Here is a 6,528-nt window from a genome sequence, read left to right as displayed (position 1 = left end):
AGGCCGCTCCCACAGGTACTGTGCTGGCTTCGCGTTGACACTACACCTGTGAGAGCAACTGTCTTGCTCAAATGTTCAAAGCGGGCGTTATTCCTGTAGGCGCGGGCTTGCCCCACTAACACCGGCACAGCCGGTGCCATCCACCGCGGTGTCTTCTTCGCGGGTAAACCCGCTCCCACACTGATCACGCAGAACTCTGCATCTGCGTTGACTCCTCGGGTCTTGGCAGGTCATCCCGCCACGGCGTGCCCGTTCTGGGCATTGCGTTGAGCCGTACGATGAAGATTCTCATGCAGGCCACAAGTGCGACCTTGGCTAACTTCCTCGTCCACGCAGAACCTCATACCGGCCTTTGAGTGTTGGACACTGTGAGAGCACTTTGGCTTGGCCCATGCTTGCGGTTCGAGATTCGCCCCTCATCCAACTGTTCGGGCGCTGGCCAAAGTGGAACGGTGAATGGCAGCTTGTGCTCCCACTCGTGCTCAACGCACCTGCCGCATTCAGCTTGCCATTCACCGCTCTCGCTACAGATTCCAATCCCCTCTCAAGACACAAGGCTGCGCTACAACGCGCGCATTCGCGATAGCAACCACAACCCCGGAACTGGCAAGATCAGCACTGGCCCCGATTGCGAAACCGCCATGCCGCTGCCGCTGATCTACCACGACGACTACAGCCCGGAGTTTCCTGCCGAGCACCGCTTTCCGATGGACAAGTTCCGCCTGTTGCGTGATCACCTGGTCGACAGCGGGCTGACCACCGACCAGGCCCTGCTGCGCCCGGGCATCTGCCCCAACGACATTCTCGCCCTGGCTCACGACCGCAGCTACATCGAGCGCTACCTGAACGGTGACCTGTCACGCGAGGACCAACGTCGCCTCGGCCTGCCCTGGAGCGAAGCCTTGGCCCGACGTACCGTACGCGCGGTAGGTGGCTCGTTGCTGAGTGCCGAGATGGCACTGCAGCACGGCATCGCCTGCCACCTTGCCGGTGGCACCCACCATGCCCATTACGATCATCCTGCCGGTTTCTGCATCTTCAACGACCTGGCGGTGATAAGCCGCTACCTGCTGGAAGCCGGTCGGGTGCACCGGGTGCTGATCTTCGATTGCGACGTGCACCAGGGCGACGGCACCGCGCGCATCCTGCACGACACGCCAGATGCCATCACCGTATCACTGCACTGCGAACAGAACTTCCCGGCCCGCAAGGCACAAAGCGACTGGGACATTCCCTTGCCACGCGGCATGGATGACGCGGCCTACCTGAAGGTGGTCGACGATGCCCTGAACTACCTGCTGCCGCTCTATCGTCCCGACCTGGTGCTGTATGACGCCGGGGTCGATGTGCACAAGGACGACGCCCTGGGCTACCTGCACCTGACCGATGCAGGCGTGGCCGCCCGTGACGAAGCGGTGCTGCGCCACTGCCTGGGCCGCGACATCCCGGTGGTGGGCGTGATCGGCGGCGGTTACAGCAAGGACCGGATAGCGCTGGCCAGGCGTCATGGCATCCTCCACCACAGTGCGGCCCGTGTCATCGGTTGTTCACAATGATTGTGGAGCCGCTTGTGGATAACCTGCGGGAAAGGCGCCACAGCCCTTGATGGCCGAGGCCTGCAACCGAATGATCATTTTTTGATCAGTGCTTCCATAGGCCTCGCTGCGCTAGAATGCGCGTCTTTTCCACAGCCTGCTGCCCACCATGCCCGAACTGAAACCCGCCGCCCCTTCCCTTGCTGTCGTCATCGGCGCTGGCCCCGCCGGCCTGATGGCCGCAGAAGCACTGGCCCAGGCGGGCCTGACGGTGGAAGTGTTCGATGCCATGCCTTCGGTCGGCCGCAAGTTCCTGTTGGCAGGTGTCGGCGGCATGAACATCACCCATTCCGAGCCATACCCGGCCTTCGTCGCCCGGTATGCCGAGCGTCAGGGCGAGATCGACGCCCTGCTGCGCGACTTCGATGCCGATGCCTTGCGCCAGTGGATCCACGGGCTGGGCATCGAAACCTTCATCGGCACCTCGGGCCGGGTGTTCCCTGCTGACATGAAGGCCGCGCCATTGCTGCGCGCCTGGCTCAAGCGCCTGCGCGACAGCGGGGTGGTTATCCACACCCGTCACCGATGGCTGGGCTGGAATGCCGAAGGGGCATTGCGAATGGCTTATCCACAGGGAGAACGGCTGCTTACACCTGCGGTGGTGGTATTGGCACTGGGCGGCGGCAGTTGGGCGCGGCTGGGTTCCGATGGCAGCTGGCAAGCACTGCTGGCCGAACGGGGTGTGGATATCTCACCGCTGCAGCCGAGCAACTGCGGTTTCGAAGTGGCAGGCTGGAGCACGCTGCTGAAGGAAAAGTTTGCCGGTGCGCCGCTGAAGAACATTGCCTTGAGCGTGCCCGGCGGCGCGCCGCGCAAAGGCGAGTTCATTCTCACTGCCCAGGGTGTTGAAGGCAGCCTGGTGTATGCCTGGTCAGCGTCGGTGCGCGAGGCGATCAACCGTACCGGTCAAGGGCAGTTGCTGCTTGACCTGTTGCCGGACAAACCGCTGGAAAAAGTCGCCCAGGCGCTCGCCAGGCCCCGGGGGTCGCGCTCCATGGCCAAGCATCTGCATAGCCAGCTGGGCATCGATGGGGTCAAGGCAGCGCTGTTGCGCGAACTGACCGATCAGGCGACCTTTACCGACCCGGACGCGCTGGCGAGGGCGATCAAGGCATTGCCGATCACGCTGGTACGCACGCGGCCGCTGGATGAAGCGATCAGCAGCGCGGGTGGGGTGCGTTTCGAGGCCCTGGATGAAGGCCTGATGCTGCAGCGCATGCCGGGAGTGTTCTGCGCTGGCGAGATGCTGGACTGGGAAGCACCAACCGGGGGCTATCTGCTGACGGCGTGCTTTGCCAGCGGATTGCGCGCCGGACGGGCGGCGGCGGATTGGGCGATTCGGCTTTCCTGAAAGATTGCCGAGGGCTTGCGCTGTACCTTGTGGAGGGCCGCTAAGCGGCCCCAAAAATATCAAGGCTTACGCTTGCGCGGCCCACCATTGAAGCTCGGCACCTTGCGCACCGCCTTTACTGCCGGCGCCGCACTGCCCGCCTCGGCACTGTCCATCCAGCGCCCCAAGCCGCGCTTGGCGCTGTTTTCTTTGGGCTTCTTGGGCTTCTTCGGCTTCTTGATCACCTGGCCGCTGGCATCGGTCAGCGGTACCCGGTGGTCGGGAATGAAATCCGGCTCCTCATGGCGCGGCAGGGTCTGCCGGGTCAGCACTTCGATTGCCCCCAGCAACTGCACTTCATCGGCACACACCAGGGAAATCGCCTCGCCCTTGTTGCCCGCACGCCCGGTACGCCCGATGCGGTGCACGTAGTCCTCGGCAACGATCGGCAGGTCGAGGTTGACCACCAGCGGCAAATCATCGATATCCAGGCCGCGAGCCGCCACGTCGGTGGCCACCAGCACCTGGATTTCGCGGGCCTTGAAGCTGTCGAGGGCGCGCTGGCGGGTGGCTTGCGGGCGGTCACCGTGGATGCCGTCGGCATTCACACCCTCGGCCAGCAAGCGTTCCACCAACTGGTCGACGCCATTGCGGGTCTTGGCGAACACCAGCACCTGCTTCCAGCGCTGCTTGCGCAGCAGGTAGCAGAACAGGTCGACCTTGCGCTTCTTGTCCACAGGAACCAGCCACTGCTTGACGCTACTGGCCGTGGCATTGCGCGGGCTGACTTCGATGCTCAGCGGGTCATTCAGGGCCAGCCCCGCGAGCATGCGGATCTGCTCGGAGAAGGTGGCCGAGAACAGCAGCGTCTGGCGCTTGCGTGGCAGTGCGGCGTACACCGACTGCAGCTCTTCGGCAAAACCCAGGTCGAGCATGCGGTCGGCTTCGTCGAGGACCAGGGTCTGTACCTGGTTGAACTTCACCGCGTTCTGGCGGAACAGGTCGAGCAGACGCCCCGGGGTAGCCACAAGCAGGTCGACACCGCGACGCAGGCGCATCATCTGCGGGTTGATGCTGACCCCGCCGTACACCGCGTAGGTGCTCAGCGGCAGGTTCTCGGCGTATTCGCGCACATTGTTGTGCACCTGCTCGGCCAGTTCACGGGTGGGCACCAGCACCAGCGCACGGATCGAGTTGCTGGCCACCTTCTCCCCTTCCAGTGCCAGGCGCTGCAGCACCGGCAAGGCAAAGCCGGCAGTCTTGCCGGTGCCGGTCTGGGCTGCGGCCATCAGGTCACGGCCAGCCAGCACGGCGGGGATGGCCTTGGCCTGCACCGGGGTCGGGGTGGTGTAGTCCAGCTGCTGCAGGGTGCGCAGCAGCGGTTCGATCAGGCCGAGTTTGGCGAAATTCATGGCAATACCGTCAGGGGGTTCAGCGAAGGCGGCAAGTTTACCGCATCGCCCCTGTCTACTTGCAGATTTCACCTTTCAGCGGTTGCGCCGGTTCGGGCGCCCTGCGCCACTGCGGCAGGCCGATCAACACCACCGCGCCGATGATCACCGCCATGGCCACGCACTCTTCGGCACCGATCTGCTCGCCGGCGAAGACGATGCCCAGCAGCACCGCTACTGCCGGGTTGACGTAGGCATAGCTGGTGGCAGCCGCCGGGCGCACATGCTTGAGCAGGTACATGTAGGCACTGAAGGCCAGGATCGAGCCGAACAATACCAGGTAGGCCAACGCTCCCCAGCCGGCGGCGCTAGGCATCTGCGTCATGCGCTCGCCAGACAGCACGCTGCCCAGCAACAGCACGGCACCACCAACCAGCATTTCCGCAGCACTGGCCATCGGCCCCTGGGGTAACGGCAGGGTCTTGCTCCACACCGAGCCGAATGCCCAGGACGCTGCGGCAAAAATGATCAGCGCCGCGCCAATCGGGCTGGCCTGCAGGTTGGAGCCCAGGTTCAGCAGGCCGATACCTACCAGCCCGAGGGCGATGCCCGCCCACTCCAGCCTCGAGTTGCGGTGCCCGAACAGCAGGCCGAACAGCAAGGTAAACAGCGGCACCGTCGCCACCGCCAGCGCCGCCACGCCCGAGGCCACCCCGGCATGCTCGGCCACGGTCACGCCGCCGTTGCCGCAGCTGAGCAGCAGGAAACCGATCGCCCCCGCCGCCCGCCACTGTGGCCAGGTCGGTGCCGGCACGCCACGCCAGCGCAGGAAGCCATACAGCAAGCCGCCGGCAATCAGGAAGCGCACCCCGGCCATGAGCATCGGCGGCCAGCTTTCGACGCCGATACGGATGAACAGGTAGGTAGAGCCCCAGACCAGGTACAAGGCCAGGAAAGCGCCGACGAGCAACAAGGGGAAGCGACGGGAGACAGGCATGGGGCACACTCGAAATCCGTTTACGGGTGGCTTAGTTTAGAAAGCATGCCGAGTAAACTTAAGTTACAAAACTGCTTTAAATCGCCAGAACACTTTGCATTTGATGGTTATTCGGGCATTTTTCCAACGAATCGAAACCAGGCAGGAACACCCCATGGACAAATACGACCGCATGCTGCTCGCCGCCCTGCTCGACAACGGCCGCGCCACCTTCGCGCAACTGGCGCGCCAGGTGAACCTGTCGGCGCCAGCGGTGGCCGAGCGAGTGGCCAAGCTGGAGGCCAGCGGAGTCATTACCGGCTACCAGGCCAAGGTCGACATGAGCAAGATCGGCCTGCCGATCCAGTGTGTAATCGAACTGCGCCTGGCCAGCCACGGGAACCAGCAAGCCTATGAAGCATTGACGCAGATCCCCCAGCTGACCGAATGCCACCGGGTCACCGGTGACCCCTGCGTGATCATGCAGGCCGCGGTGGGCTCGATGCCCGAACTGGAAGAGCTGATCAACCGGGTAGCGCAGTTCGGCTTCAGCAAAACCTCGATCATTCTTTCCAGTGCCGTGGAACGACGAGTGCCGCTGGCACAACTGGAAAGGAAGCCCTAACAGAACCTGGCCAGGGTGTCGCGCACCTTCGCCGCAGGGGTTTTCTGCAGGCGGCAGAGCAGTTCGTGGGACAGTTGCTGCACACCATGCTCCTGGCGCAGCACGCCGGCCAGGTGCTGCAACAGGTTGGCAGCCATTTGCGCATCGGCCATGGCCCGGTGTGCAGTCCCGGTGTCCGGCAGCCCAGCCCAGCGGGTCAAGGTGCCCAGCTTATGGTTCGGTGCCGCCGGCAGCAGGCGCCGGGAAAGCAGCAGGGAACAGGCGAAGGCCTGGTTACGACTACGCCCGATGCGGCTCAGCTCAGAATCCCAGAACTTCTGGTCGAACGCGGCGTTGTGCGCCAGCAACGGGGTGCTTCCGACAAAATCGGCCACTTCGTTCATCACCTGGTCGACCGGCGGCGCACTGCGCAACATGGCGGTGGTGATACCAGTCAGCCCGGCGACGAAAGCCGGCACTGCAACCCCCGCGTTCATCAGGCTCTGGTAGCGCTCGACGATGCGTCCGCGCTCCAGCATCACTACCGCCACCTCGGTGGCGCGGCAGCCGGCGCCGGGGCTGATGCCGGTGGTTTCAAAGTCGATGACAGCGATACGTTCCATGCAAGGGCC

General features: G+C 64.0%; 6 protein-coding genes and 1 pseudogene. 3 read left to right on the top strand and 4 right to left on the bottom strand.

Going from position 1 to position 6,528, the window contains the following annotated elements; genetic code table 11:
- Positions 1 to 184 precede the first annotated feature (184 nt).
- Positions 185 to 322, bottom strand: a pseudogene (locus B4L76_RS06510) (IS110 family transposase); the annotation flags it as partial.
- Positions 323 to 641: 319 nt separating this feature from the next.
- Between B4L76_RS06510 and B4L76_RS06505 the strand changes: the two are divergent.
- Both B4L76_RS06505 and B4L76_RS06500 read left to right on the top strand, forming a co-directional pair.
- Positions 642 to 1,556 carry a histone deacetylase family protein gene (locus B4L76_RS06505; protein ID WP_296231315.1) on the top strand — a complete coding sequence of 305 codons (915 nt, stop codon included), beginning with the start codon at positions 642 to 644 and terminating at the stop codon, positions 1,554 to 1,556.
- A gap of 148 nt (positions 1,557 to 1,704) precedes the next feature.
- Complete coding sequence (locus tag B4L76_RS06500; RefSeq protein ID WP_296231313.1) at positions 1,705 to 2,946, top strand: TIGR03862 family flavoprotein; 1,242 nt, start codon at positions 1,705 to 1,707, stop codon at positions 2,944 to 2,946.
- Positions 2,947 to 3,005: 59 nt separating this feature from the next.
- Here the strand turns inward: B4L76_RS06500 and B4L76_RS06495 are convergent, their stop codons facing one another.
- Together B4L76_RS06495 and yedA are read right to left on the bottom strand one after the other, a co-directional pair.
- Positions 3,006 to 4,337: a DEAD/DEAH box helicase gene (locus B4L76_RS06495; protein WP_296231312.1), complete on the bottom strand. Its 1,332-nt coding sequence runs from the start codon at positions 4,335 to 4,337 to the stop codon at positions 3,006 to 3,008.
- Between the two features lie 55 nt (positions 4,338 to 4,392).
- Positions 4,393 to 5,313 (bottom strand): drug/metabolite exporter YedA, encoded by a 921-nt coding sequence (gene yedA / locus B4L76_RS06490; RefSeq protein WP_296231311.1) that lies wholly within the window; start codon positions 5,311 to 5,313, stop codon positions 4,393 to 4,395.
- Positions 5,314 to 5,467: 154 nt separating this feature from the next.
- On the opposite strand from yedA, the gene B4L76_RS06485 reads away from it, so the two are divergent.
- A complete protein-coding gene (locus B4L76_RS06485) occupies positions 5,468 to 5,917 on the top strand; it encodes an Lrp/AsnC family transcriptional regulator (protein ID WP_085625727.1) in 450 nt (149 codons plus the stop codon).
- Here B4L76_RS06485 and B4L76_RS06480 read toward each other — a convergent pair.
- Positions 5,914 to 6,519: a 3'-5' exonuclease gene (locus tag B4L76_RS06480; RefSeq protein WP_296231307.1), complete on the bottom strand. Its 606-nt coding sequence runs from the start codon at positions 6,517 to 6,519 to the stop codon at positions 5,914 to 5,916. The two genes, B4L76_RS06485 and B4L76_RS06480, sit on opposite strands and share 4 nt — an antisense overlap.
- Positions 6,520 to 6,528: the final 9 nt, after the last annotated feature.

It is taken from the genome of Pseudomonas sp. UBA4617 (assembly GCF_002386445.1).
Classification (GTDB): domain Bacteria; phylum Pseudomonadota; class Gammaproteobacteria; order Pseudomonadales; family Pseudomonadaceae; genus Aquipseudomonas.
The sequence above is the reverse complement of the archived record's forward strand: the minus strand, read 5'-3'. Positions and strand labels throughout refer to the sequence as shown.

Excerpts from the sequence above, each read along its gene's own strand:
- B4L76_RS06505 (WP_296231315.1), top strand. The coding sequence starts at position 642 with ATGCCGCTGCCGCTGATCTACCACGACGACTACAGCCCGGAGTTTCCT.
- B4L76_RS06500 (WP_296231313.1), top strand. The coding sequence starts at position 1,705 with ATGCCCGAACTGAAACCCGCCGCCCCTTCCCTTGCTGTCGTCATCGGC.
- B4L76_RS06495 (WP_296231312.1), bottom strand. The coding sequence starts at position 4,337 with ATGAATTTCGCCAAACTCGGCCTGATCGAACCGCTGCTGCGCACCCTG.
- yedA (WP_296231311.1), bottom strand. The coding sequence starts at position 5,313 with ATGCCTGTCTCCCGTCGCTTCCCCTTGTTGCTCGTCGGCGCTTTCCTG.
- B4L76_RS06485 (WP_085625727.1), top strand. The coding sequence starts at position 5,468 with ATGGACAAATACGACCGCATGCTGCTCGCCGCCCTGCTCGACAACGGC.
- B4L76_RS06480 (WP_296231307.1), bottom strand. The coding sequence starts at position 6,519 with ATGGAACGTATCGCTGTCATCGACTTTGAAACCACCGGCATCAGCCCC.